Source organism: Flagellimonas okinawensis (genome assembly GCF_029194005.1).
Taxonomy (GTDB): Bacteria; Bacteroidota; Bacteroidia; order Flavobacteriales; family Flavobacteriaceae; genus Flagellimonas; species Flagellimonas okinawensis.
Window position 1 is genome coordinate 752864 of record NZ_JARFVA010000001.1, and the last position, 24669, is coordinate 777532.

Sequence of the window (24669 nt, forward strand, 5' to 3'; positions counted from 1 at the left end):
GTTAAACTTTGGATTAAGCGAAAGTCAAATCACACGAAAAATCAATTACGGAAGTACAATTTAGGGAATTTTTCCCGACAAAAATAGGACACTCTATAGGACATCCTCATCGATGGTTTCAGATGGAAATAAAAAAAACCAGAAAAAATTAATTTTCTGGTTTTCAATTAATTAAGGTTTTACTTAGTGTCATAAAACCATGGTTCGTCGGGATGACTGAATCATCGACGAAATCTTATATGTTTGAAAATCATTGTTTTACAACTGCAATCTTGAAGGTATTCCCGTTAAGAACACGGAAAGCAAAAAACAACTTTTGAACACAAATTTCATATGTTTATGATAACCTAAATATACAATAAATTCTGTAAAGAATAACTTTTTCTACCACACAAAAACATATTCTGGGAAGAATCAGAAATCGTTCAAGAAAGCAGCTTGATAGTTGTAGATTTTCTAAATTATGTCCTTTATTTAGAGTGCATCTCCATTCCAACAAAGTCCCGTTCATTTAAAAACAAGTTGGTCATTATTTGATTCTGACCCTTATTCTATACAATAATAAGATTCGTTCATTTCCGGGTACGGAGATAAATCATTATAAACAACTCTTACCTTAAACAAGTCCTTAGCAAACTTTTCTTCAATTTGCTGTCTTAAGGAATTTATCGTATTACACTCTTGTTCCGTTAGATAGAAATTAATATTTTGAAAGAAGCTCATACACTTATTGAAACATTTCCCTTCGAAAACCTCGGATTCAAGAAGACCTTCAAAATTTTCTATTGCATCTGTGATTTCACTGTGCTTTATTTGAGGTCTTAATTCTGGTATTAGATTAATCATTCCATCTTCAGAAATAACGACAATAACAACTGGAGCATCTGCTCCGAAATGTTCATAATACCTAATAGCAGAATTATACCTTGAACCTCTCGAAGAATCCCCTTTCTCAGTGGCTATACCATCTAAGATAACGCCAATAGCATAGCAAGTGGCATTTTCATCCATAAGAACGCCACCATCAATAGCAGTGGTTTGTGCTATCAGTTTAGAATTCAAATTAAGAGGTTCTAGTGGAAAGCACTGGCTACCTAAGCGTTTGGCTTCAGCTTCAGCTTGAGAGGAAATGATGAGCATCGCCCCGCTTTTTTGTTTAGTCGCCTCCATTGTAACCTCCCATAAGGCATCGATTTGCTTCTTCTTAATACCCTTAAATAGTCGCGGAAAATCACCATAAAATTTATCTCTATTTATTTTTTCTTTCGGTAAGTTAGGAATGCCGTATTCAACAACCATGAGTGGGTTGTCATCATGTAATATTTCCCATTTCAAATGGTTCTTAAAACTAATTACAAATATATTCTCGTCCTTTGGGTTATACTTTCCTATAAGCTTGCCCAGACCATATATTAAAGCTGAATCTGAAATGATATAGGATTCTGAATCCACCAATTCCAAGAACTTACGAACCTTCCTGTGATTCCGCATTTTTATGGGCTGTTTAAGTTCTAAAATCATTCGGATATTGTCATGACTAGAGGGGGCAACGATTAAGCCGCCGAGCCCTTCAGTGCCTTCATATTTCATCGATGCTATTTCGTTACAAGCATTATATAGCCCATGTAAACCATCAAGATTTCCACCGGCACTTGAAATGGTATACATAAAATTACGTGACGAATCCCTAAGTAGTTCGTCAGCTCTTCGGGATAAAAAATTAATTCCTCGGTCTGGATCTTTTAGTTCATAAGTACATTCATTTAAGAAGGTATTAATACAGCTTTCGATAAATGAGCGTGAAATATCAAAGTGGTCATTCCATTTATCATTTGTAAGCGAGTAATACTTTGATAAAACTTTTTTATCCAAGGTTAAAACAGTAAATACTAAATAGCCTTCAACTAAAGTTGGATAGGCAACAAAAAATGCTTCATCTCCATAGACAGATTCCCTTTGTAGAATTTTCAGAACAGCTTTCTTATATGCTCTTTTTAAAATTCTGTTGTTGTGGTTTTCTTGGGCATTTGGATGGGAGTGCATAATTCTTGATTCCCCGTCTACTTTAACCAATTCACTAGTTAAAGCTTTTACATCAGAAAAGCAACTAACATGAAAAGCAGTGTCATCGGGTTCTAAACAAATGGGGTGCCTATTCTCCTTCTCTTCAACCAAAACACCAACAAAGAATACTTTTGGGTTTAATTCTTTATCCAGATGATTGAACAAACCTTCGGCAGATACCTGAACCGAAATCTGCGCGTGTCTTTGATAACCCCACATAAATAGTTCAATAACATTGCCATTATTCGTATTCATAGACTATGCATTTTTACGTTTCAGGTGCAACTCTCCTGTAGTTTTTCTGGAAGTCCAATACTCCCCTTCTAGTTCATTCACTATAAAACCTTTAAATTCAAGACGAGTCGTACCGTAATGCATTTCGCTACGATCTCGCACACTTGGTTTTGGTGTATTCAAATACGAATAGAATAACTGCTGAAGTCCTCGATCAGAATCAATATCAAATGATGCCCCTGTGCTGAAACTTTTACTTTCCCCTGTTTGGATTTGCACCTGCACATTAAAAAATGTCTGACTGATTACAACTTTGGTAGGAATTGGATCAAGAGGCTTACCATCTTTTAAATAACTAGAAATCAGGTATCCTTCCCAATTACCAGAAAGGTTAGGAAAAGGTATTAACCAAGAATAAAAGATTTTAAATTTCCAAGCCCATTTTGTGAATATTATCCATATAACAATATTTACTGCTACAGTCGATGAAAATGCCGAAACCACATCTTTTGTATAAAGGAATAATACTATAAATGTAATTATTCCCAGGCCTAGTATAGCCCATGCAAAAGCTCGGATGTTGTATCTAATCATAATTTTTGTTTTAAAATTCTAAATAGTTCCACGCCTGAACCATGTAATCATTAACATCCTTTCGTGACCATTTTCTACCTTCGTGGAAAAGATAGAGCAATTCAGATACTTCTCCCCATTCCTTACAATCCTTTTCCTCTTTCGTTTTTTGATAAATGTAGCGGATAGATTCCTTTAATCTGTCTGTCCATGTATCATTATTATTAAAGACCGAATCTGGAACATTCCAAACAAGGCATTCCAATAAAAAAGATGTTATGCCATCAGTAACACCAATGCCATCATCGATCATCTTATACCTTAATTTTCTATGGATTCTGGTTAGACGCTTGAAACGCTTTTGAGTTCGAGCATTTTTGTCCTTTCCATTTTGAATATGTTGTTCAGGGTAATTAGTTACTACACCACCTTCATCAGGAAAGAATCTTGCTCCCTTCACGGGTATCTTACTTTTATTATACCTTCGTAATTCCCAGGTTGGAACAACATCTGTTTCAACTCTGTAACTGTTAGCAAGAACAGTAATACATTTGTTTTTTCTTACCACCGAATTAATACCAAACTTATCAATAAGAGCTTTTTCGACATCATCTTTGAAATCATCATAAGAATATGAGGAACTAGATAGCTTATCAATTCCTGCATCTTCTTCCCTCGTATCATTTAAAAGTTCGAAAAAAAAACCTCCATTGTACTGTACATTTATATCGATATCACTATTCAATTTTACATTCGTATCATTAGCATATGAACCTTGCCCAAATATTCTTATAGATTTTGAACTTAAAACATCATCTTCAGTGATTGCTTCACGTACCATACGCTCGGCATTAGAAAGTTTTGATTCTTCAGTATCACTTGGTGGCTTCCTCCAGTTATCTAATGTTGTTTCCGAAAACTTTGGCATTTAATCTTTGTTTAAAATTTTGAACTCAAAACATTTACCTTAAATATTTGAGTGTCAATTATCAAAAAGTGCTCCGATAAGAGTTTAGTGCCATATTGACAGAATATTTTGTATTGCATATTACTCTAAATTCACTTAATAATAAATTACTAGACTTGGGCAACCAAACCAATTTATCTTTATATGCCCAACAGAGTTCCGTATATAAACAAATTACAAATAAGCTAAAAAGTCGATAATGCTAATTATAGTATGTAGTGAGATTTGAATACTAAAATTAGCTTTATGCAGACTTTAGTTAGCAATGGAAACTAAACACGAAATTTTAAATTTATTCGGAGAAAACGTCAGGAAATATAGACGCCTACTCAACATTTCACAAGAAGAATTAGCTCATAAAGCTAACCTTCATAGAACTTATATTGGAATGATTGAAAGAGCAGAAAAAAATATTACTCTGGTAAATATTGAAAAAATTGCCAAAGCTCTAGAAGTCAAAATTGAAGACTTATTAAAACCTAGCAATAATGGAAATTACGGTTGAAGAATTTTCTGATTTACTCGATAACAAGTATATAATTGTTGAAGCTTTTAGAGAACATTCAAAAGCTTCCGAAAAATATATTGATGTTACTTTTGTCCAAAAAGACGGTTATTCATGGAAAGGTTCAATTCCCTATTTCTATAGAAGAACAGGCCTTTTTATTGAAACTGCAAATGATTTGGTCGACTACCTTAACGAAATTTATCCTCACTTTACCAAAACGGAAATTAAAAAATTTCAAGCAGCAGAAAAAAAGCGTTGGAATGATGAAATGTCAGGTAAAAAGACAACAAAGGGTTTCTTTGATAATTTACTTGATCTTGATTGGAAAAGTGTAAAATATGACTTACCAAATAATCCAAATTGGGCAAGAAGAATTCAAGACATAAAAGAATTTGGTTACACTTTAGCAACAGATACAAGAAGACAGGTGAATGGCAAATATGAAACAGATACACATATTTTGCTGGTCCCTTTGCCAAAAGGAGGAGTTACAGGGTATGAAGTAATGTCACCCGCATTTAAAGCAAAAGCAATTGCTGTTATGGAATCAATCAATGTTTATGAATGCAGTAAAGCAAATAAACATGGTTTACTTCCTGACCACAAATTTCCAGAAATAAGATGGGATGAAGAAACTAGGGCCGAAAACCCTGACAAAATGCCTGAAAAAGAAATAAAAGAAAAATTTCAACTTGTTGACAACCAAAGAAATCAACAAAAAAGAGAGGTGTGCCGTAAGTGTTTCCAAACAGGAAAAAGAGGTACTCTATATGGAATAAATTTCTTCTACGAAGGCAATGAAAATTGGCCTAATGACATTCCAAAAATTGGGAAAAATGCTGAAAAAGGTTGTGTGGGTTGCGGCTGGTACGACATTCAAAAGTGGCGTGAAAGTTTAAATCAGTTTATAGAAGAAAACAAATAACGTGCATACTAAAGTTATCATTTTTATGTAGTTTTGTATTCAAATAAATAAGCATGGGTAAAAAATTAACATTTGGTAGCGTTTGTTCAGGTATTGAGGCATCTCAATTGGCTTTTAATCCATTTGGGTTTGAGCAGTTGTGGAGTTCTGAAATTGCAGAATTTCCTTCAAAAGTTCTTGAACACCATTTCCCAGACATATCAAATGTTGGAGATATGATTAATATTCCAAACTTAATTCTAAATAAAGATATAGAAGCACCTGACTTATTTTGCGGAGGAACACCGTGTCAAGCATTCTCCTTGGCGGGTTGGAAAAATGGTCTAGCTGATGAAAGAGGTCAGTTAACAATGACATTTATTGAAATTGCAAATGCAATTGATAAAGTCAGATTAGATAATGGTAAAGACAAAAGCATCATTCTTTGGGAAAATGTAGAAGGAGTTTTAAATGATAAAACAAACGCATTTGGAAATTTTATTGCAGGTTTAGCCGGATTTGAAGAAGAAATCAAGGTTTCAAAATGGACAAAATCAGGCTACCTAGAGGGAAATGAAAGAAATGTCGCATGGCGTGTTATCGATGCAAAATATTTTGGACTTCCGCACCAAAGAAAAAGATTGTATGTTCTTGCCGGAGGTAAAGACTTCAAGCCTGACCAAATACTCTTTGAATTCGACAATAAAGACATAGTAAAAGAACTAAAAGCTAAGAATACGACCCAAAAAACACCTACTCTATTTGATCAAGAAGTCAAAGAAGAAACTAATGAAAAAATCTTTAGTAAGCTAGGTGTAAAATTTGAAGTATTTCGAGAATATACTGACTGTCTTTATGCAGCCTACGGAACAAAATGGAATGGGAACGCAGCAGCATACAATGGATCGTTATATGTTTCAGAGAACAATCGAATTAGACGATTTACACCTTTAGAATGTGAACGTTTGATGGGTTTTCCTGACAACTATACCAAGGTCAATGGTAATAGTCATACAAATAGGTTTCAGGCAATTGGAAATTCTTGGGCAGTTCCAGTAGTAAAATGGATCGGTAGTCAAATAAATCAATACATGAATAGCGAATCGAATCGAAACTTTACTGAATGGCAAAAGTTTATCCAACCAAAAAAGAATAAGCTGAATGCTTTGCTTTATTTATTGAATGGAGTTAACCAAATTAGCCAAACAACCTTTTTAAATTCTTCAAATATCCCAAATCAACCTAAATATGGTCATTTAAAAGACATCGTCGAGCCAAATCATGCATTGGAAAAGTTTTATTTAAGTGCTAAAGCTTGTGCCGGAATATTAAGAAGAAAGAGAGAACGGAACATGAAAATGAATTCAGAATTAGAATCTCTGATGGAAAAAATTAGTGGAGAAAAAGCTGAAACTGCTGAAAGTGAAAAAAGTAAGCATACAACATTAGGTATTAGTAGTAGTTTAAGTGACCTGATTCAAAGGGTAGACACAGATTACAATTCAGTTCTTGATAGAAAAGTTGTTGGATAAAATTCACCACTTTTCACAAACTCTATCGTTAGCGAGATTGGAAGAAATTGAGCAAAAACTATCGACTATACATCGACTGTGAACTTTCGGAAATTAAGCTTCCACAAAAAGGGTGTAAGTCGAAATATATAAGAGAGCCCACGCGTTGTATATGCTTTTAACATTTAGTGAGTGCCTTTGACCTCACCATACGGGTGTACAAGCACCCTCCATCGGTTTTGTTAATCAATTATAACTTCGAGACCCGCTTTATTAGCCTTATATTTTATTTTGGTCATCAAATCACAATAGCTCCAATTTCTTAATACAAATCCCTCCTCCTTAGCAATCTCAGTTTTTTCCTCCTGATTCAATAGTATAAGGGTTCCTGCTCTATGTTTAACACAAAAATCAATCAACCTACGGCTGTATACGTGCAAACGGTTATGGACATATTTACGTTCCATTTGACCAAGTCTGTCAACTGCCTTTAGTTTTCTTTTGATGCCCTTACCCGATTTGGAATATGTTGCCCCAATCTTTGCCCGTCTGTGCGCCGATTGTATCGCCAGTCTTCTGTATAAAAATTCTTCCTTTGTACCAATGGTAAGCCTTGCATTGCCAACCTTTACAACAATGGGATATTCAAGGGACAAAGAGGCTTCTGCAATAATCTCAGGTCTAAGGTCATGGTTTTCCTTTTCAATTTCGAATACCGCCAATAAGAAAATCTTGCCATCTTTTAGCTTTATGTGTGATGTACACAGCTTAGTCTTGCCATCCACTACCCGCTCCAACAATGTTCGTTTATCCGTAAAATCCTTGCCCAAGTAGGTTTTAAACGGAATCCGAAACAAACGAAAGCAAAAGGCTTTTTTCTCTGCGTTGTAGGATAATCCACTCATACCCTCCAAATCAAAAGGGAAGGCCATATCCCTTCTGAAATTTTTCAAAGAGCGTTCACCATTCCAGTATTCCGGTCTGTTCTTCTTGAATGATGAAATTAAGGCCTGGTTCAAATTGGACAATATGTTTGTGGGGATTTCTCCTTTAAAACGATCTGACACCACTCGATAGGTGGTGTTGATCTTGGAACGATTAAGGATTCCTTGTTCATCCTTCTTTTCATCAGCCAATTTATATTTTATATCCTCTGATAGATAAAAGAATTCCTTGATCATTTCCTGAACATACAGATGGGTCACTATTAGGTTGGCCGCCCTAAAGCATCGGTTCTGCCACTGGTACAGTTTATCCAAGGCCTCTTTTTTCTCTTCTTTGGTAGGGAGATCAATCAGTATTTGGATCTTTCGAGTGAGTTTTAACGTTGACTTTTCCATACTAGGCTGATTGTAATTGATGTTTTGCTTCCATTAGCCTGTATGCTATCATGAATTCCTGATGCACCTCCTTTTGGGAGATATTAAGTTCATTGGCTATTTCGGAAAAGGAACATCTTAGTTCGCAACGCATTTTAAGCACCTTTGCCTGCTCTTCTGTCATTTCGCCAGTAAACTTTACCTCATCCATATTGTTATTACTGGAATCGAGTTTATTTCCTTGATGAACGATGGTTTTAATATCTTCAATTGCCTCCTTAATCTCTCTACAGGTTTCATTGATGCCTTTTCCCATTGCTTTGGAAATGGCCTTGTACTGAAAACCATATTTCAAACACAGGTTGATTACGTGTCTTTTGCTGTCATCCAATAATGGCAGGACGCGTATGATACTTTCGAACTTCTCTTGTTCCCCTTCCTGAAGTTTAAAATTGTTATTGTCTTCAACAGGGTCATACCCGACCATATAGTCTTGGTAATTCTCAAAACTCTCCAATGAGTGGACTTTCCTAAAAAACCTGTTCTTGGGGCGTGTATAGTATGAAATGCACTCCCTTTTCATGACAAATCGCAGGAAAAAATAAATGTGCTTGGGTGATTCCAATGTATCTCTATGCACCCATAACTTCAAGAATACATCCTGAACCAATGTTTCCACAACAAAACCATCATCGAGAAAACTCTTTCCTAGCCAGAAAATCTGTCTATTGTATTTGGTATAGATTTCCGTAAAAGAATTGGCACAACCCTTTTTTAGGCGTTCATAGCATTCTTCTAGGTTATGATGGTTTTCCATGCGTTTGTTCTTTGTTAATACTTGGTGTTGATGAACCCTTTTTCTTTGGTTTGGAATTTTTCCAAGCTGAAATTTTAGCTTAAATTAGTCGTGTAGAAAGATGTAACCCACCATAACCGATTGTAAATTATCAGTATGAGCTTGTATTTTACCAAAAGGCGGGCACGAAAGAATATTATCAATATCTTTAAGTTATGACGACAGACACAAAAGCCAATCATATAGGACGAAAGATTGCTCGAATCAGGGAACTCCGGGGAATGAAGCAAGAAACACTTGCGGAGGAACTGGGAATCAGTCAGCAAAGTGTCTCAACCTTGGAAAAAAGTGAAACCTTAGAGGATAAGAAACTTGAAGAAATCGCAAAGGCGTTGGGAGTTACGAAAGAAGGTATTGAGAATTTTTCCGAGGAATCCGTTTTAAACATCATTTCAAATTCTTTTCATGACCAATCTGCATTAAATGCAATTTTACACCAACCTACTTTTAATCCTTTAGATAAGGTAGTTGAGCTTTATGAGCGTCTTGTTCAAGCTGAAAAGGACAAGGTTGCTTACTTGGAGAAGTTGCTGAAGGATAAATGAGTACTTCTTAAAAGAAACTAAGAAACCTCAATCCTATGTAGGATTGAGGTTTCTTATGTATTAATGGCTAAACTTACCTCCCTAATAATTCGGTTATCTTTACCCGTTAAACATAAGTTTGAAAATCCAAATGAATGAGAATTAACGACAAGTCAATTGAAAAATTAAGAATGCTAATCAACGAAGAGACTGAATATCGCTCTGGACCAAAGTTGATTGAGTTTTTTAATGACTTAGGCTTTAATGATTCCTATGGTCAAGGATTCCCTTCAAGATGGAAATACACGGAGGATAGATTAAAACATATCAACGGAACACCAGAATTAGATAAATGCATTGAGAAATTATTCAATCCAGTAAACTTTATTGGTAAAATTTCTGAGCTAGACAATTACATCAAAGACTTTAATCAATACTTGGCATTTGACAAATGGCAGGTGGTAAGAGACGAAACTGTCATAGCTTTCAAAAAAACGAACAAAGTAAAATTACACGATGATAAGGTTGAAGTCAAAGCAGATGAATTTTTGGAAAAAGAGTTCGAAAGTATATCACTCGAAAAACTTGGTCTTGACGGAACAGTTACAGATGTTCTAATGATTAGATTCAATGAAATAAAAAAATGCTTTGCTTCTAAAGCTCATTTATCGGTCATTTTCATGTCTGGCAGTACTTTAGAAGGAATTTTATTGGGTATTGCACTCAATAATCCTATAGCATTTAATCAAGCAAATTCAGCGCCAAAAAATCGAGAAGGAAAGGTTAAACAATTTCCTGAATGGACTTTGAGTCAACTGATAGATACTTCAAGCGAAATAGGACTTTTAAAAGAGGATGTAAAAAAATTTAGCCACGCTTTAAGAGATTTCAGGAATTACATTCATCCATACCAACAAGTAAGTTCTGGATTTAATCCTGACCAACATACAGCTAAAATTTGTTTTCAAGTGCTGAAAGCAGCAATATTTCAATTAAATGAAAACAAAAAAGCCGGCACCTAACTCTAAATCAAGCTTAAAACGGAACCGTTTAAAAGCAGAAAATATGCACCCCAAATCTTACCCCCAACTTTTGCGCATGGATCCTGGCGGGTTTTTGTAGCGTTCCGGCAGATAAGCGTAAAGCAAAAACCCGAAAGGGCGCAACCTACTTTTTGGATCTCAATACCCCATGTCCTCACCTGTGCCCCTAGCCTTATCGATACCCCTTCCAAGGGCTTTGATGATCTTGGCCGCCATTTGCACTTTATTGGTCGGGATACTGGGAGCCTTGACCCCCATCGTCCTAAGGAGTTTAAAGGCCATGTCCTTTTCCTTGGTGGGCAGTCCCATGACCTTGGCAAAAAACTTCCCCGGTTCCTTGGCATGGGCCTTTCTCCCAACATAGGATTCCACATAGTTCCTTTTGAAACCAGTAGTCCTGTCAAAGGTCTTCTCTGCTGCTTGGTAAAAGCTGTCCCGGTCAAACCCTCTTTTTATGGTCTTTCCGTTCAGTTCCACTTCGGAGGCCTTATGTTTTGCCATTGGTGAAAGGGTGTGGGTGTTCGTTACGTCCCTTCTACTGACAATAATATGGATATGGGTCTGTGGCCCTTCCTTTTGCATCCCTGCGGCCACCAATTGTCCATTCTGCTTATGAGGGGCCAATCTTTCCTGCTCTTTGATCCTCTTTTCAAGCTCTTTGACATTCCCCATGGATTCGCCCCGTTCCACTTTTCGTATCTCGTTCCTGAGCCTTGCTATCTCCCCTCTGTAGGGCGCATTCTCCTGCACTTGTCTATCAAAGCCCCGATAGGTGCGCTCATGCTCTATCTTGGCATAGTATTTCAGGTTCTCTGCCTTGACCTCTTGGTTCCTATGGAAACTCTTGGCATAATCCTCCATGAGCTTCCTTGTGTATTCCCTTAGTATGCTGGGGTCATTGCCTATGGCCTTAAACTCCCTTTGGTTGGGACTTACCACTATGGAATAGAATTTAGGGTCCTTTTGCCTAAGTTTGGCCGTATTGGCATCTATTTCATCGATGACCGTTTGAGGGCTTACGCTGTCGTTCTCCTGGTCAAAGAACTCTTCCCTTTGTTCTGGTAATCTATCCTCGTTTTCCTTTTCAAGATAATCCACATAGTTCCCTACACTGGAGTTGTAGGTACTGCCCGTTTTTTGTGCTGAGATGGTAAGGTACATGTTCGTTATCTTAATTGATGTTTCAGGCTTTCAAAATCCCCGATGCCCATATTGATCTTGAGATAGGGTTTGCCCATCATTGGCTCCACTTTCTCCACGTTGTTGAGGATTTCATTGCAGCGATTTTTATATTCTTTGAACTCTTGTAGTATCCTGTCATGTTCAACTTTCGGAACGGTATTCCTAGGCTCCAAAAAATCCATTCGCTCTTCCTGTGTCTGGACTGGCTCGGGTCTCGGTTTCCTCCCATCCTTTACATAGGCCTCGTAAAGAATGAGTACCATTTCATAGGTCGGCCGGATACTGGTCTTTTCCATGTTCTTGATAATGGCAATAATCCTATCGAATTTCTTCATCATCTGACGCTCCAACTTTTTGATACTGTCAAGGATGATCTTTGTTCCCTCTCCAAAAGGGTCAAGATGGTTCTCCTTGAAGTATTGTATCATTCCATCCAACACCTCACTATGGGACTTGTTGAACCTTTTGGAATAACTGCGAAAGCGTATGGCCGTTTCCTTCTTTACGGTGATATTGGAATAACCACCGCTTCCTTTCTTTGTTCTGCCGTTTGTTGATTGCTTTTCCATAGGTGCGATTTTGTTTTTTAGTGAAATTGCGTCAATTTTTGCGTCAAAAATTTCCAGTGTTTATTGGGCTTCCCAAAGGGTTTACTGTAGATTTCGGAAAAGTCTACTGTAGCCCCAATTTTTCCACAGTATTCCAAAAAGTGTTCAATTAACTGGTTTTCAACTTGTTGAAGACCCGAAAACAACCGTGATGGCGCAATTTGCGCATCACCCTCTTGCTATTCCTACGTCCCGCAAGCGGGACCGAATGAATACTATCTTATCATCCTTCGGCTGCTTTTTTGGTCTGCATATGTTCAATTAGATTTTGCATGTCCTCCCCTATCTTGTGTTCCAGTACCCTTGCATAGATTTGTGTGGTGGACAATTTGGTATGGCCGAGCATTTTGGAGACTGTTTCTATCGGGACTCCATTGGACAAGGTTACCGTTGTTGCAAAAGTGTGCCTTGCAGTATGGAATGTCACTTTCTTGTAAATCTTACAGGCTTTGCAGATTTCCTTTAAGTAATAATTGACCTTTTGATTGCTATAAACAGGCAATAGGACTTTCATCATCTTTCTTTCTGCGGAATCTTCATATTTTTTGATGATCTCCTTTGCTTGTGGAAGTAAGGGGATTTTGAGTTTTTCGTCCGTCTTTATCCTTTTGGTGAACAACCATTCATTGCCATCTATTCCTTTAAGAAGATGGTCTGGGGTCAATGCCTTGACATCGATATAGGATAGGCCAGTATAGCACGAGAAGAGAAACACATCCTTGCATTTCTCAACCCCCTCCTTTGTGAACGTGGTTTCTTCTATCAACCTCAATTCCCGTTTTGTTAAATATTCCCGTTCGGTTTTCTCAAAACGCAGTTTATAGTTTTCAAAAGGGTCTTTTGTTATCCAATCCAGCCGAACGGCCAACCTTGACATTTTCTTTAGCCGTTCCATGTGCTTCATAGCCCCGTTATTGGTGCACTTGGTTCTTGTCGATGGCCTGTACTTTCTTAGGTACTGCTCAAAGTCCGATATAAAACGGTAATTCAGTTTTTTGAGCTTTATATCCTCAATCCCGTATTCCTCTTTTAAAAAGAGGTTTATGCACCGTTCGGTAATATGGTAGTTCTTTCTGGTTCCCGGGCGCAAAGATGTGTGCATGGTTCCATTGTGGTAGGCAATCAATTGCTTCAATGTCTTGCCCCCCTCATCTTCCCCAAAGAACCTTGCCTTTATGGCCAATGGTGTGATTACCTTCTCTTCTGCCATCAATAGCCTATGGGCCTCATGAAGGCCTGTATAAATTTGGTCTAGGTACTTGTTAAGGGAGATAACGTAATTGGAAAATCCCTTGCCCCTTTTACGGCTATTGTCCCATAAATTGGTTTTGATTTCCCGATTTATGCTAAAATCGGTGCGCTCACCATCGATGGTGATCCTACAATAGACAATCCGGTTCTCAGATTGCACCTTGTGCTTTCTTGTAAAGAAATTGATTGTTAAACGATTGTTTTTCTGCATGTTGCAACCTTTTAGAGTGTTAATACTGTGAAAGTCAAAACACAAGAAAAATGGTTCTAAAAGTCATTTAAAGTTACAACAAGAACTGTAAGTGTTTGCTCCCGATGGGAACACGCTTGATATGATTTTAGATGGTTTTAAATGAATTCAAACGATATGCCTAAAAACACAAAACACTGAAAATCATAAGATTAACAGTGTTTTGATTTTACTTGAAAAGGTTAAGTCGGGATGACTGGATTCGAACCAGCGACCACACGCACCCCATGCGTGTACGCTACCAGACTGCGCCACATCCCGAAAATGGACTGCAAAAATATAAATTTTGGTGATAAATCAACCTTGTCCCTAGAAAACTTTTGATGGATTTGATTGGCAGTACTATTAACCCCAGTTTTCCTATTAAAGTTTAAAGTTACTCATCGGATAACTGCCATAAAATATGGCCCAGATCGTTATAATATCGATTGGGCCATATTACACATAATTAAAAATTCTATTCACCATAAATCCTTTTTTAAAAGTGGCTGGGTTCACCTAATGCCCAACACCTTGATTTTTACATTAAATCGATACGTTTTATGGTTCATAAAATGAACAAAAACGCCTAATTCTATTAAAGGAACTCGCCTTTTTCATCAACTTTTACCCGCAATACTTTGTCTCCATTTTCCAATTTCAACTTGTATTTTTTTGTGACTCCTTTTTTATCATAATAATGTGTCACATAGGTATCCTTGGTGATTGTCCATCCTGGGAATCTATCCAAAACGGCAGTTTTTACAGAATTGGGCAGGTTAATGTTCTTAAATCTTTCAGCAGTACGGATAATTTTTCCGTCCTTATCATACGCAGCTAAGATCTTACCTTCTGGTATGTAGAAATTGATGTTGTAAACGTCATAATCGTCTTGGTAATACTCTGAGCTCTTAACATCAAAAGCTGCTACTTTACGTCTAAGCATTTCTACCGGTATAGAAGCTTCTTCTTTGGTATCAATGCTGTTCAGATACTTGTAGTTGGTTGCATACACCACTACCTCTGACAACTCCTCTGTCTTAATGATTTGAGATTGCATAGGTGCTACAATTCCCATCACAAAAAGAACTAACAATAGCTTTTTCATGACCTTTATTTTTAAGTTAATAATCCTTACGAAAGGAATTGCGGAGCTCCATAATTCACAAGCAACCTAAAATAACACACATCTATCTGTTCCACAATGACCTAGGTCAGTTTTACGGTCATTTTTATGCGTGATCCATGAACCAAAAATCGCCTTGTTTTACAGATTTAAAAAAGAAAGAATCCGAAAGCTTATCTATATAATGTAAAATGCCCTACAAATTGCTGTTTCTCGTTATCGTTCGCATTTACAACATACCAATAATCACCAGTGGGCAATGGTTTACCATCGTAGGTACCATCCCATTTTTTTACTTGGTCCAATCGGGCGACTACCCTACCGTAGCGATCATAGATGATAACATCTATATTAGGGAAATACTCTCTGTTTTCGGGATACCAATAATCGTTTAAATTATCTCCATCCGGACTAAAGAAATTTGGCATCTCAGGCATTCCTTCAAAATTGAAAGGCATTACCAAGGTAGCTACACATCCATTTTGATCGCGGACCATTATAGTGATATTGGAATCTACCGTTACATTGAACGTATTTACTTCTCCGTAGGACTCACCTTGGAAGAAATATTCATATCCGCCAAATCCACCGGTAGCAATGGCCGTGATCTCATCCGGCCCTGTTTTGGTCGCCTCCAATGTCAATGGCTCGTAAGCTTCAATTTCGAACTCCACGAAAGTAACACACCCATTGGAATGGTAAATATATACTGTATGTTCACCTGCCGGCAAATCTCCAAACGTGCGCTGTTCCGTGGCCAGCATTACATCGTCCACATCCAAGGAGAACAACAAATTGGGTAGTTGGGAATTGTCTTCGATGTTTACCGTTACCGTGCTATTCGGGAAAATACCTTCACATCCGTATTCCACTATTGGTTCTGCAACAATATCGACACCTACTCCAATTTCAGCGATTACATTGGTTTGACAGCCATTGGCATCACGTACAAATACCACATAGGTCTCTCCACCTTGAAGGTTATCGAAAAAGAGATTGTCATTTTGAACAAAATCGGCATCATCTGCAGAGTTTACACTGGTATAATATGGTGCGGTACCTCCGGTAACTTCTAGAGTCATGGTTCCATCACCATCACCCATACAGGTTTCTGGTGTGCTATCCACAACGCCTGCTACCAACTCCATCGGCTGAGTTATCTCCACCGTTCTTGTAATGGTACATCCTAGGTCATCTTGAATTATAATATCATAAGTCCTTGGCGCCAAATCCGTGAAGGTCTTTCTGTTTGGGTTGTCTGGATCATCACCTTCGAAGAACTCACTCAAGGTATCAGAAATGGAATACCTGATCTGACCCGTTCCTCCACTGGCTTCAATAATTATCTGCCCATTCATATCTCCAGCACATACTACAGGTACGGCTTCCAAATAATCCAAAACCAATGGGTCTTTGGGTTCTATTACTATGGGATCGGAAATAGCCTCACAACCTCCACTTTGAGCATACACATAGTAAGTTCCAGGATTCAACTCACGGAAAATTCCAGAATTCTGGGCCGGACGTACAATCGTTGCTGCTGTAGGTGGTGTAGTATTGGAATTTACCAAGGTGTAGACATAGTTTCCTATTCCTCCAAAAGCTTCCGACCTGATAATTCCCGTTGCCTCTCCGGCACAGTTTATGGTTGCGTTGGTCAAATCCAATGCAATGACCAAAGGAGCTGCCGGATCAAGTGAAATCTGGTTTGATTTCTCGAACGGACATCCATTCGAGTTTTGTACATCATATTGGAACGGTCCTGGATCCAGCGTAATATCCGCAGCGATCTCTATGGTGGTCATACCGGCTCCAAATGGAATAAAAGGGTCGGTTGTACCCGACCTTCTGTAGAAATAATCCACACCTGGTTCTGGATTGGTTACGGTAAGCTCCATTCTACCCAAATCCCCACATCCCGGTGGCTGAAGTTCCACCAATTCGGCTACCACAATTTCGGGGTCTTGAATTTCAATCGGTGCGGTGGTGAAACTACAGTTCCATCCATCAAAAATAGTAATGGTGTATACTCCAGATGATAGATTGGCAAAACTAGGCGTAGTCTGCAGTCCACTATTGGTTCCGTCCGTAATGCGGTTCAATTGATACAAATAATTTCCTGGACCCTGTCCCCCGGCTTCGTTATATGCCTCAATAACCGCATCGTTATCATTGTTACAAGCCAATGGGCTTACTATGCGAATATCCGCAGAAATCGGTGTAGGTAATGGTAAATCAATATCTGTTGTGGATTCACAACCTCTAAGATCTCGAATATTTATAGTGTAAGTATCTGTTGAGAGATTCTCGAACACAGGGTTTGTATTGGGGTAATCCACCAAAATGGTTCCATCCGAGGCCACCAATTGATATTCGTAGGTTCCCCAGCCTCCATCTCCAGAAGCGGTAATTTCTCCAAATCCCGGAACATTACAGGTGACTGGCGATGTTTGAAGCGCATCTACCCTCAACTCCCTGTCTGGTGAGCGAACCGTGGTTACATTACTTACGGCATCACAATAAGGGGAATCCAAAGCCTCTATACGTACTACAAGGTTCCCTGCTGGAACATTTTCAATAATCTCGGGAGAATTTATGGGTGCATTGGTATCAAAAGAACCGGTTACACCTGTTGTTGTTTCCACCCCTGCGTTATCTCTTCTAAATACCTCATAATTGTAGACACCACTGTAATTGGAAATATCCAAACTAATGGAACCGTCATTCCCATTAAAACATGTAACAGGTTCCACCTCTGCTATTACAGCTTGGATATTATTATACTCTGGCATATTAATCGTGCTGGTCAAGTAGGTACAACCTCCACTACCCACATCGGTAACTGCGAAAATATAGTCTCCAGGTGTGCTTATGTCCCAAGTAACCCTGTCGGAACCTCCAGAGCTACGTGCTGGTTCGGACCCCAATGGCAATATTTCCACTTCGTAATTGCCCGGTCCTTCATTTATGATGATATCAATAGATCCTGGGGTTACACCACTTCCTGATGCATCACAGGTAATTTGATTTACATTATAACTAAATGTGATATCTGTTGGGGTATTGATGTAAACGGTATCCGTAAGTTCGCATCCGTTCTGGTCACGAGCGGTTAAAATGATGGTTTGGTCAGTTCCATTATCAATCACCTCGAAGGTATTGCTTGTTTGGAAGTTGGTTCCATCAAATTGGGCGGTTCCATCGTTCATGCTATATGTGTAGGATCCCGAGCCTGTTGGGGTTCCCGTTCCATCGCCATTGTTATCCGTGTAAATAGTGATGGTGGCCGTACTGAATTGGTTACTGGAAGGATTGCAACTGAATTCCGTGTTCACTGCATTTACCATCAACTGTGTTGGCTCATCAATGACAATATTTCCTGAGCGGTCCGAACATCCTCTATCGGAAACCACTTCTACTTGATAAGTTCCCGGCTCCAAATCATCAAACAATGAGGAACCTTGGGGACCAGCTATCACAGTAGCCGTTGCGCCTTGGTACAATATGTAATTCAAAGGTGTATCCGTATCCGTTCCAGGCTGCAATTCCACAGCTATGATACCGTCATCAGCTCCAAAACAAGTTACATCGCTACTTGGTGTCGCCGCGATTACGGGCGATGTAACGGTTGTGACCAAAACTTCAGCTTCATCAGAACACAAAGGAGTGGTATTGGAATCCAAATCGGTAACCAGAATATTGTAATTGCCCGGCAATACACCTGTAAACACATTCGAACTTTGGGCTGGCCCTACATTGGCCATACTATTATCAATATCCCGAAGCTGGTAACTAAAGTTACCACTTCCACCTGTTGTATTTACCGTTATTTCTCCATCTCCAGCATTACAGGTCGGATACGAGGTGGCATCGGCAGAAATCGCGAAGAAATCGAACACTTCCGCGGTCACCGTATTGGTACAACCATTGCCATCCCTTACGGTGATCACATAACTTCCCGGATTGGGCACAATAAAAGTAGTTCCGGATTGGAATCCGCTTCCTATATCGTATTGGAAAGTTTCCTCTGGCAGCCCAGAACCTGTAGAGACCGGTGATACTATATCAATTTGATATCCACTTGTGGCCGTACATTGGTTCACAACATCGATGACAGGGTCGGGAACACCTGCTTCTTGTGTAACGTTCAATGTGGTTAAAGCTGTACATCCATTGGCATCCTGCACATAAAAATCATAAGCTGATGGATAAGGGCCGGGCACTTCAAAGGTGGTAGCCGAAGTGAAAGTGGTCGGAGCAGGGTCTCCTGTTGGCACGTAGGCAAAATTATATGGACCTGTGCTTCCAAATCCCCTAACTGTAACCAAGGCACCTACATTACAAGTGGCTTCGACAAAATTTTCTATGGATATGGATACCGAACTGATATCGATAAAAGCTAGTGTACTTCCACTACATCCATTGGTATCGTCCCGAACAATTATTTGATAGTTTCCTGGTGCCAATCCGGTAACGGTACCAGTATATGGCATAGTCTCTCCAGTAAATGATTGTGTAGAGAACGTTGCACCTGTATCCGTATTCTGAACAGTGATTGTAAAATCCCCTGGTGCAGAAATTCCAGAAACTTCGTAATCTATAGCACCACTTCCCGCAACATTACAAGAGGCGGCCAGAGATGTAGCCGAAACGGCAACTGGGTTAGTTGGACCTATTGGGTCTATTTCTTCGATATAAGTACAGCCATTGGCATCCCTTACCTCAACAAAATAAGTGACACCTGGCACAACTAATCCGGTAACATCAAATATATCGTTGTTAATTCCTGTACCCAATTGAAAGACAGGGTCGCCGACCAATCTAAATTCATATGGAGCGGTTCCACCTGTTGCCTGAACAGAATAGGGAAACGAAGTGTCGGAACAAACTGCTGGGTCAGGATCCAAAGGAATCAAATCCAATTGGTTTTGATCTATGACTACCTGATCACGATCCTCACAACCTTGTGCATCGGTTGTTATTACAGTATAGTTACCCAAAGGCAAGTTTGGAAAATTTACTGTTGTACTCGCTGTTCCTGTTGAAGAAGCTACGGTTCCTCCAAACTCATCTACAAGGATGTAATCGAAAGGAGCAACTCCATTATTTATTGTTGCAGAAATCGAACCGTTTACGGTTCCCATCATGGTACAAACAGCATCTGTTGGTGTGGCCGTGGCATCCAATGGAGAACTGGCACCAATAGTAACATCGTAAATTGGGCTAACACAGCCCCTACTATCTCGAATCACGAATCCTGAATGTGTCCCTGCTCCGTATCCTGAAAATATATTTTGAGTGCTAAATGTTGTTCCTCCATCATTACTAAATTCATATGGAGGTATTCCCTGTGTGGTATCTGGAATCAATTCTACAATACCACTTGTATTGTCTCCACATTGGGTGTCGGTTCCTACAGCGGTGCCCGCAATTGTTTCAGGCGGAGAAATGGTTACGGTATTCGATTCTGTGGTACAGCCTCTAGCATCTGTAATCAAAAATTGAAAGGTGGTATCCGATATGATCGAACCATCGTTTGGCACGCTGTATACAAAGGAATTGCCAGTTATGTTATTATTATCGGAAGTATATGGAGCACCATTGATACTTACTTCATAAATATCGTAATCACCAGAAGAAGTATAACCATTACTGATGTTTACCTGTATTTGACCAGGAGGGCCTGCACAATCCAACTCTTGAATGGTTGTGGCATTGGCCATTACCTGAGGCTCTATGGTTGCAGTTACGGTATCCCTACAATCATTAGCGTCGATTACCTCAATAGTGTAGGTTCCAGGCGTTAATCCGCTAAAACTTGCACTACCGCCCAAAGCTCCTCCGTTGATTCGATACTGATACGGTGCCAAACCTCCGGTAGCATTCACTGCGAGTGTGGCGGCGGTAAAATTATCATAACAAAAATCTGATACGCCCGCATCCAATGTTAAGTTAGGGGCATCTAAACGTGTCAAGGTAAAACTATCGGTTACCGTACACCCATTGGCATCTGTAACACTAACTTGATAGGTGCCGTCTAGAGAAAGATTGGAGAATGTACTTCCATTTTTAGGGCCTCTAGTGGAGCCATCGGGCTGAGTCAACGTATAGCGGTTTCCTCCCCATCCACCGACAGTGTTAACACGAACCGAACCAATGTTTCCATTTTGACAACTCATGGCGGTAACATCCAAACTTGAAATAGCGAATGCTGTCGATGGCTCCTCAATTACCAAGGTGGCCGTATCGGTACAATTTGTTTCTTCATCGGTAACGGAAATTACATAGCTACCTGCCGCCAATCCGGTCAATGGAACAATATTGCTGTTTTGCCCCGTGGAAACTGGCCCTCCATCAATGCTATAACTATAGGTTGTGTTGAACCCGTCCACTAAAAATCGTCCTTCACCATCAGAATCACCTACACAGGTTACTACCCTTGTCTGCTGTCCTTGCACACCAATGGAGCTAATGTCGGTTATGGCATAATTTTCATCATAGGAACATCCCTCATCATCGGTTACCCTAAAAGTATAAGTCCCTAGTCCCAAACCGGTAAAAGTGCTATTACTACCGTTGTTCACTGCACTTGCGGCTGGGGCAATAATTTCATAAGTATAAGTTCCCGAACCACCTGTTACGGTCAAATCCAAAGAGGCTGTTGTAGTGATACAGTCCAGACTGGAAATACTGAAATCCAAATCAGAGGGTTTGTTCAAACTATTGAACACGATATCGGGAAGAGCCTGTACACACCCGTTGGCATCACGAATCATTGGGGTGTAAGTTCCCACTCCAAGACTTGGAAATACAGGATTACTGCTAAATCCGGCTCCTACACTGTACTCATATGGAGCGGTTCCACCGGAAACTCCTGAAATTGTTATCTGCCCACCATTTTCATCTACACAAGTGGGGACACTGTCCGGTGTTGCGGTAGCTGTAATGGTCGATGGTGTTCCTATAGTAGCAGTTTGGGGCGTTGTGGTACAGACAAAAGAATCTTGCTCGTACCGCAATACAATATCGTAATTGCCAGGAGCCAAATTAGAGAAGGTATTACTGATCTGAAAAGTTGCTCCATTGTCTACACTGTACTGTATCTCATAACCATATCCACTAGTAACGTTCACCGTTATCCTACCATCGTTGGCCCCTCCACAATTGGCATCTTCCTCGGTGAAATTAAATAGTGGTGGTGGAATATTCTCCACATCTACAGCGGCGGTTCGTTGACATCCGTTGGCATCCTCCACCAAAATATTATAGGTTCCTGCTGTAGAAACGGTAAAAGTCGAAGTACTAGAGTATGTTGAACCGAACGGACCACCATCCACACTAAATCGGTAAGGTGCGGTACCACCGCTGGTCGAAACATTTACGTTGACCGATGTTGCCCCACAACCAAAACTATCAGATGCCGTTGCCGAAACGGCCAATGGACTTATTCCGCCCCCGATTACAATAGGGTCACCATCTATATCTGTAGTGATTGTCTCGGAACAAGTATTTGTTTCCACACGTATATTGTAGGTTCCTGGACTTACATTGGCAAAAGTGTAATTATCCGATCCATTGGGACCAAAGGTATCCACGGTAACACCATTCTTCACCAACCTATAGGTATAAAATCCGGGTACTCCGGAAATGGCAACATCAATACTTCCCAGCTCCCCACTACAAAGGATATCGTTTGCAGTAACATCCACATTGATATCCAAATCATCTACCGTTACTAAATTGGATGGGAATACACAGGCAGTTTCGGATACGTTCTTCAATCGAACATAAACTCGGTAATCTCCCGGTGCCGTAATATCAAAGAAAGGATCATCTTGAAAAGGTCCCGCAGCACTGTTCAAACTATACTCATAGCCTGCAGGCACGTTGGTAACTTCCACCCTACCTGGATTCCCACAAATAATATCCTCTTTGATGAGCTGTGGGTTCAGTGGATTTAATGTAGACTTAAAATAATAATATTGACCTGAATTGACACGTACTCTGAACTCCCCAGCTGCGGATAGATTAAAAGTCGATCCTGTACCGACCGTATTCCAAGTACAAGCATTATTAATTGTAGGACAATCGTCCACAACGGTTGGCGCACAACTATTCGGGTCTAACTGCTGCCACTGATAAGAACTACCCGATTGACTAAGTGTTATGGTTCTAATATCACTTGTACCACACAGGAAGAATTTAGCCAGGGTACTCCCATCATTGGGACACACCACTTCTTCGTTGGCACCATTGATTATGGTGGCAAACATTGGGGCCGTAGTAAAGGGCTCATTTATTTCGGCGGATGTCAACTCAATGGTTTCATCCTGCTTTTGCCTTTCGGTATTTACCTCCGTTTTGTTGCTTACTATACTTGTAAGTATGTGTGCAACTTGAGTTTTTGCCAATACCGTGGAACCGAATATTGATATGAACACCAACAACACGACATATAGCAAATGCCTTGTTTTTTGTGGGAGCATAGGGTTAAGTCTTGTTTGGAAGAATACGTCAGATTTGGGACCTTAATATTCTTAATAGTAATTTTCTGTTCTTATAAAATTCTCTTTATCTTAATCTCACCCAACCATACTAATATGGTCGTTTATCTATAAAATCTGTTATTTCAACGTAAAATTATGCAAAATAGTCTCTTATTTCCCATTTTTTTCGTTGTACTGCTTAGTACATCCTGCGCGCAAACCGTGGATAAGGATATAAATACGCCCAAAACCCTTGATTTTACTGTACAACCGGTAATCGAGGACCTTCAGAACGCTTGGGGCATGGTTTTCTTGCCAAACAATGCCATTTTAGTATCGGAAAAGACCGGAAAGTTACTGTTATTCCAATCAGGAACTATCACAGAAATTGAAAATCCACCTAAAGTTTACAACCGAGGCCAAGGAGGTTTAATGGATATTGAGCTACATCCTGAATACAATACAAATGGTTGGATCTATTTTTCTTATGCCTCATCTAAAGGTGAAGGTAAAGGAGGGCATACGGCCATTATGAGGGCCAAACTAAAAAACAATCAGCTTGTAAATATTGAAGAACTGTACAAGGCTTCACCAAACTCCACTCGGGGTCAACATTTCGGTTCCAGAATAGAGTTTGACAGTGATGGCTATTTATTCTTTTCCATTGGGGAAAGAGGCAACAGGGATGTAAATCCACAGGATATTACAAGGGATGGTGGCAAAATATATCGTTTGCACGATGATGGCGGCATTCCAAAAGATAATCCGTTCGCTGATAAAAGAGGAGCTAGAAAAGCGATTTGGAGCTATGGACATAGAAATCCGCAGGGGCTTGCTCTACATCCTACCACAGGTGTTTTATGGGAACACGAGCATGGACCAAGAGGTGGAGACGAGATCAATATCATACAAAAAGGTAAAAACTACGGGTGGCCCATCATTACATACGGCATTAATTATAGTGGAACGGAAATTACCGATGAGACTTCCCGCCCTGGTATGGAACAACCGATATATCAGTGGACACCATCCATTGCCCCTTCTGGAATGACATTCGTTACTTCCGATAAATACCCTAAATGGAAAGGAAGTTTATTAGTGGGGTCCTTGGCTTTTCAATACTTGGAACGTTTGGAACTAAAAGACAATAAAGTCATTTATCGCGAAAAGCTCTTAGACCGAATGGGCCGTGTTAGAAATGTGAGGCAAGCTCCGGACGGCTATATATACATTAGCGTTGAAGGCAAAGGAATTTACCGCTTGGTTCCCAAGTAAGGATACAAT

At 39.6% G+C, this 24669-nt stretch carries 16 protein-coding genes and 1 tRNA gene; 6 read left to right on the top strand and 11 right to left on the bottom strand.

Features of this window, described 5'->3' with window-relative positions; genetic code table 11:
• Window positions 1–546: 546 nt before the first annotated feature.
• Genes PY091_RS03590 through PY091_RS03600 form a run of 3 tightly spaced genes read right to left on the bottom strand, consistent with a single transcriptional unit; the run spans window position 547 to window position 3799 of the window.
• A complete protein-coding gene (locus tag PY091_RS03590; RefSeq protein ID WP_275648334.1) occupies window positions 547–2319 on the bottom strand; it encodes a diadenylate cyclase in 1773 nt (590 codons plus the stop codon).
• A gap of 3 nt (window positions 2320–2322) precedes the next feature.
• Window positions 2323–2892 (bottom strand): Cap15 family cyclic dinucleotide receptor domain-containing protein, encoded by a 570-nt coding sequence (locus tag PY091_RS03595; protein ID WP_275648335.1) that lies wholly within the window; start codon window positions 2890–2892, stop codon window positions 2323–2325.
• Window positions 2893–2902: 10 nt separating this feature from the next.
• Window positions 2903–3799, bottom strand: a complete 897-nt coding sequence (locus tag PY091_RS03600) for a nucleotidyltransferase domain-containing protein (protein WP_275648336.1) — start codon at window positions 3797–3799, stop codon at window positions 2903–2905.
• 304 nt (window positions 3800–4103) lie between these two features.
• Here PY091_RS03600 and PY091_RS03605 point away from each other — a divergent pair, with 304 nt between their 5' ends.
• From PY091_RS03605 to PY091_RS03615, 3 genes are read left to right on the top strand one after another with little or no spacing between them, the layout of a single operon-like run.
• Complete coding sequence (locus tag PY091_RS03605) at window positions 4104–4343, top strand: helix-turn-helix domain-containing protein (RefSeq protein ID WP_275648337.1); 240 nt, start codon at window positions 4104–4106, stop codon at window positions 4341–4343.
• Window positions 4327–5271 (top strand): hypothetical protein, encoded by a 945-nt coding sequence (locus PY091_RS03610; RefSeq protein WP_275648338.1) that lies wholly within the window; start codon window positions 4327–4329, stop codon window positions 5269–5271. Before PY091_RS03605 ends, PY091_RS03610 begins: the two co-directional genes overlap by 17 nt.
• 53 nt (window positions 5272–5324) lie before the next feature.
• The gene (locus PY091_RS03615) at window positions 5325–6782 is read left to right on the top strand and encodes a DNA cytosine methyltransferase (protein ID WP_275648339.1); all 1458 of its coding nucleotides are present in this window, start codon (window positions 5325–5327) and stop codon (window positions 6780–6782) included.
• A gap of 221 nt (window positions 6783–7003) precedes the next feature.
• On the opposite strand, the gene PY091_RS03620 is transcribed toward PY091_RS03615, so the two are convergent.
• On the bottom strand, window positions 7004–8101 hold the full coding sequence (locus PY091_RS03620; protein WP_275648340.1) for a hypothetical protein: 1098 nt from the start codon (window positions 8099–8101) through the stop codon (window positions 7004–7006).
• Window position 8102: 1 nt separating this feature from the next.
• On the bottom strand, window positions 8103–8897 hold the full coding sequence (locus PY091_RS03625; RefSeq protein ID WP_275648341.1) for an RNA polymerase sigma factor: 795 nt from the start codon (window positions 8895–8897) through the stop codon (window positions 8103–8105).
• 194 nt (window positions 8898–9091) lie between these two features.
• On the opposite strand from PY091_RS03625, the gene PY091_RS03630 reads away from it, so the two are divergent.
• Window positions 9092–9481: a helix-turn-helix domain-containing protein gene (locus PY091_RS03630; RefSeq protein WP_275648342.1), complete on the top strand. Its 390-nt coding sequence runs from the start codon at window positions 9092–9094 to the stop codon at window positions 9479–9481.
• A gap of 134 nt (window positions 9482–9615) precedes the next feature.
• Complete coding sequence (locus tag PY091_RS03635) at window positions 9616–10482, top strand: hypothetical protein (RefSeq protein ID WP_275648343.1); 867 nt, start codon at window positions 9616–9618, stop codon at window positions 10480–10482.
• 159 nt (window positions 10483–10641) lie between these two features.
• On the opposite strand, the gene mobB is transcribed toward PY091_RS03635, so the two are convergent.
• The 6 genes from mobB to PY091_RS03665 all read right to left on the bottom strand — a co-directional run bounded on the left by mobB (window position 10642) and on the right by PY091_RS03665 (window position 23385).
• Window positions 10642–11664 carry a MobB family relaxase gene (gene mobB / locus PY091_RS03640; RefSeq protein ID WP_275648344.1) on the bottom strand — a complete coding sequence of 341 codons (1023 nt, stop codon included), beginning with the start codon at window positions 11662–11664 and terminating at the stop codon, window positions 10642–10644.
• Between the two features lie 5 nt (window positions 11665–11669).
• Entirely contained in the window at window positions 11670–12254 is a 585-nt protein-coding gene (locus PY091_RS03645) for a BfmA/BtgA family mobilization protein (protein ID WP_275648345.1), read from the bottom strand.
• Between the two features lie 262 nt (window positions 12255–12516).
• Window positions 12517–13755 carry a site-specific integrase gene (locus PY091_RS03650; RefSeq protein ID WP_275648346.1) on the bottom strand — a complete coding sequence of 413 codons (1239 nt, stop codon included), beginning with the start codon at window positions 13753–13755 and terminating at the stop codon, window positions 12517–12519.
• Window positions 13756–13981: 226 nt separating this feature from the next.
• Window positions 13982–14055, bottom strand: a tRNA-Pro gene (locus PY091_RS03655).
• Window positions 14056–14371: 316 nt separating this feature from the next.
• On the bottom strand, window positions 14372–14881 hold the full coding sequence (locus PY091_RS03660) for a nicotinate-nucleotide adenylyltransferase (RefSeq protein ID WP_275648347.1): 510 nt from the start codon (window positions 14879–14881) through the stop codon (window positions 14372–14374).
• Window positions 14882–15072: 191 nt separating this feature from the next.
• Window positions 15073–23385, bottom strand: a complete 8313-nt coding sequence (locus PY091_RS03665) for a T9SS type B sorting domain-containing protein (protein WP_275648348.1) — start codon at window positions 23383–23385, stop codon at window positions 15073–15075.
• Between the two features lie 156 nt (window positions 23386–23541).
• Between PY091_RS03665 and PY091_RS03670 the strand changes: the two genes are divergently transcribed.
• Window positions 23542–24660: a PQQ-dependent sugar dehydrogenase gene (locus PY091_RS03670; protein WP_275648349.1), complete on the top strand. Its 1119-nt coding sequence runs from the start codon at window positions 23542–23544 to the stop codon at window positions 24658–24660.
• Window positions 24661–24669 lie beyond the last annotated feature (9 nt).

Bases quoted from the DNA above. Each gene is read 5' to 3' on its own strand.
- PY091_RS03660 (WP_275648347.1), bottom strand. From the start codon at position 14,881: ATGAAAAAGCTATTGTTAGTTCTTTTTGTGATGGGAATTGTAGCACCT.
- PY091_RS03645 (WP_275648345.1), bottom strand. From the start codon at position 12,254: ATGGAAAAGCAATCAACAAACGGCAGAACAAAGAAAGGAAGCGGTGGT.
- PY091_RS03590 (WP_275648334.1), bottom strand. From the start codon at position 2,319: ATGAATACGAATAATGGCAATGTTATTGAACTATTTATGTGGGGTTAT.
- PY091_RS03635 (WP_275648343.1), top strand. From the start codon at position 9,616: ATGAGAATTAACGACAAGTCAATTGAAAAATTAAGAATGCTAATCAAC.
- PY091_RS03605 (WP_275648337.1), top strand. From the start codon at position 4,104: ATGGAAACTAAACACGAAATTTTAAATTTATTCGGAGAAAACGTCAGG.
- PY091_RS03610 (WP_275648338.1), top strand. From the start codon at position 4,327: ATGGAAATTACGGTTGAAGAATTTTCTGATTTACTCGATAACAAGTAT.
- PY091_RS03650 (WP_275648346.1), bottom strand. From the start codon at position 13,755: ATGCAGAAAAACAATCGTTTAACAATCAATTTCTTTACAAGAAAGCAC.
- PY091_RS03620 (WP_275648340.1), bottom strand. From the start codon at position 8,101: ATGGAAAAGTCAACGTTAAAACTCACTCGAAAGATCCAAATACTGATT.
- PY091_RS03595 (WP_275648335.1), bottom strand. From the start codon at position 2,892: ATGATTAGATACAACATCCGAGCTTTTGCATGGGCTATACTAGGCCTG.
- PY091_RS03670 (WP_275648349.1), top strand. From the start codon at position 23,542: ATGCAAAATAGTCTCTTATTTCCCATTTTTTTCGTTGTACTGCTTAGT.
- PY091_RS03615 (WP_275648339.1), top strand. From the start codon at position 5,325: ATGGGTAAAAAATTAACATTTGGTAGCGTTTGTTCAGGTATTGAGGCA.
- mobB (WP_275648344.1), bottom strand. From the start codon at position 11,664: ATGTACCTTACCATCTCAGCACAAAAAACGGGCAGTACCTACAACTCC.
- PY091_RS03630 (WP_275648342.1), top strand. From the start codon at position 9,092: ATGACGACAGACACAAAAGCCAATCATATAGGACGAAAGATTGCTCGA.
- PY091_RS03600 (WP_275648336.1), bottom strand. From the start codon at position 3,799: ATGCCAAAGTTTTCGGAAACAACATTAGATAACTGGAGGAAGCCACCA.
- PY091_RS03625 (WP_275648341.1), bottom strand. From the start codon at position 8,897: ATGGAAAACCATCATAACCTAGAAGAATGCTATGAACGCCTAAAAAAG.
- PY091_RS03665 (WP_275648348.1), bottom strand. From the start codon at position 23,385: ATGCTCCCACAAAAAACAAGGCATTTGCTATATGTCGTGTTGTTGGTG.